This is a genomic window from Mesorhizobium sp. M0848 (genome assembly GCF_040319805.1).
Lineage (GTDB): Bacteria > Pseudomonadota > Alphaproteobacteria > Rhizobiales > Rhizobiaceae > Mesorhizobium.
Map to the genome: position 1 here is coordinate 1 of NZ_JAMYOM010000069.1, position 2,238 is coordinate 2,238.

The 2,238-nt window shown below is 61.9% G+C and carries 3 protein-coding genes; all 3 read left to right on the top strand.

Translation table 11 applies throughout. The features are described 5' to 3' along the window. A partial coding sequence (gene ehuB, locus NKH95_RS33270) for an ectoine/hydroxyectoine ABC transporter substrate-binding protein EhuB (protein WP_352894605.1) occupies nucleotides 1-734 on the top strand: 734 nt, incomplete at its 5' end. 78 nt (nucleotides 735-812) lie between these two features. After that, on the top strand, nucleotides 813-1,484 hold the full coding sequence (gene ehuC, locus NKH95_RS33275; RefSeq protein ID WP_352894606.1) for an ectoine/hydroxyectoine ABC transporter permease subunit EhuC: 672 nt from the start codon (nucleotides 813-815) through the stop codon (nucleotides 1,482-1,484). Further along, nucleotides 1,481-2,149 carry an ectoine/hydroxyectoine ABC transporter permease subunit EhuD gene (gene ehuD, locus NKH95_RS33280; protein WP_352894608.1) on the top strand — a complete coding sequence of 223 codons (669 nt, stop codon included), beginning with the start codon at nucleotides 1,481-1,483 and terminating at the stop codon, nucleotides 2,147-2,149. Before ehuC ends, ehuD begins: the two co-directional genes overlap by 4 nt. Nucleotides 2,150-2,238 lie beyond the last annotated feature (89 nt).

Below are 2,238 nucleotides of genomic sequence, written 5' to 3' on the forward strand. Positions count from 1 at the left end.
AGATCAAGAACGGAGAGACGGTCCGTATCGGCTTCTCCAACGAGGTTCCCTGGGCCTATCCCGGCGAGAACAACGAGCCGCTCGGCTTCGTCAACGCGATGACGATCGACATGCTGAAGAAGCTGGGCACGACCAAGGTCGAGCCGGTCGTCACCGAATGGGGCTCGCTCATTCCCGGCCTGCAGGCGGGTCGCTTCGACATCATCACGGGCGGCATGTACATCCTACCCGAGCGCTGCCGGAACGTGCTGTTCACCGAACCAATCGTCAAGGCTACCGACGCGCTGGTTGTTCCGGCTGGCAATCCGGAAAACCTGCACTCCTATCAGGATGTACACGACAAGGGCCTCACCTTCGTCACCGGCGCGGGCTACAGCGAAATCGAGCTCATGCGCAAACTCGGCGTCCCCGACGACAAGATCATGCAGGTCGCCGGCCCGGCGGAAATCCTGCAGGCGGTGAAGGCCGGCCGTGCCGCCGCGGGTTCGGGCGCTTACTTCACCATGAAGGAGTTCACTGACAAAGACGACAGCGTCGATCTGGTCCCGGTAGGTAACAGCTATTATTCGGGCCTCGCGTTCCTGCCCAACCAGCAGGCGGAGGTCGATGCCTTCAACGCGGTGCTGAAACACTATATCGGTTCCGACGAGATGATGGCGTCGGTCGGCAAATACGGCTACACCAAAGCCACCCTGCCGGACGGCACCAAGGCGGCCGAGCTCTGCAAGCGTTGAAGCCAGGCCGGGAATTGCCATTCATATACCTGACCGCCTCCCCGGCCCTGGCCGGGGGGCGCCAAACGGGGGAAGGATATGAGTGAAGTCGCGCTCAGCTTCAGCGTGGCCGCGCTGGCAAAAGGCGTCATGATCACCCTCGTCGTGACCGTCGCGTCATCTCTGGTGGCGATCGTCCTGGGGCTGATCGTTGGCTTGATCCGGATCTCGCACCGTTGGCCGCTGCGTTGGTTCGGCGTCGCCTATATCGAATTCTTTCGCGGAACATCGATGCTGGTCCAGGTCTACTGGTGGTTCTTTGTGCTGCCGATCTTCGGGATCGCGTTGTCACCCTGGACCGTCGCGATCTTCGGTATCGGCATGAATGTGTCCGGTTACGGTGCCGAGCTGGTCCGCGCTGCCATCCAGGGCGTCGACCGCGGCCAATATGAAGCCAGCATCGCGCTCAACTTCCCGCGGCTCACCATGATGCGGCGTATCCTCCTGCCGCAGGCAATCCGCGCCATGCTGCCCGCCTGGGGCAACCTGCTGATCGATCTGCTTAAGAGTACCTCGCTTATCTATTTCATCACCATTACCGAGCTGACCACCGCCTCCAAGCAGGCAGCCGACGCCACCGGCAACTACCTGCTGTTCTTCGCCGTGGCGCTGTTCGGCTATTACGTTATCGCGCGCGCCCTCATCACGCCCTTGGTGCGCTGGCTGGAACGCCGCTTCTCGCGCGGCTTCGTGCGGGAGGCGCAGGCATGAAGCTCTGGGACTGGTCCTATGTCTGGGAGGCGTTCCCGTATCTCTATCGGGGGGCGATTGTCACGGTTGAGGCCACGCTGCTCGGCTTCGCGATCGCGCTGGTGCTGGGCCTGGTCTTCGCGCTGATCCGCCAGTCGCCGAACCGCTACATCTCCACAGTGATGGCGGAGATCGTGGAGTTCATCCGCTCTACGCCGCTGCTGCTGCAGGTGTTCTTCGTCTATTTCGTCGGACCGCAGTTCGGCATCGTCGTCCCTGCCTGGACAGTTGGCATCGGCGTGCTCGGCATCCATTACGCCGCTTATTGCTCGGAGTGCTACCGGGGCGGAATCGAGAACGTGGAAGGGGGCCAATGGGAGGCCTGCACAGCGCTCAACCTGTCGCGGACGCGGTCCTGGCGCGCCATCATCCTGCCGCAGGCGATCCCGCCCATCGTGCCCGGCCTCGGCAACTACTTCATCGGCATGTTCAAGGACACGCCGATCCTGGCGGCCATCGCGATCCTCGAGATGCTGCAGCAGGCGAAGAATTTCGGGAGTGACAATTATCGCTACGTCGAGGCGATCACCATGGCCGGCTTCTTCTACCTCGTGTTCAGCCTAGTCGCTTCCGCGATCGTGCAGTCGGTGAGCTTCTGGCTCAACCGTCGCTACCATCTACAGTAGGAGGTCTGCCATGAGCGAAGCCATAGTCGGCTTGGAGATCCTCACTAAGCGCTATAGCGTGCTGGAGGAACTCAAACTAGGCACCGCGC

Coding starts and splice junctions, on each gene's coding strand:
- ehuC (WP_352894606.1), top strand. CDS start 813: ATGAGTGAAGTCGCGCTCAGCTTCAGCGTGGCCGCGCTGGCAAAAGGC.
- ehuD (WP_352894608.1), top strand. CDS start 1,481: ATGAAGCTCTGGGACTGGTCCTATGTCTGGGAGGCGTTCCCGTATCTC.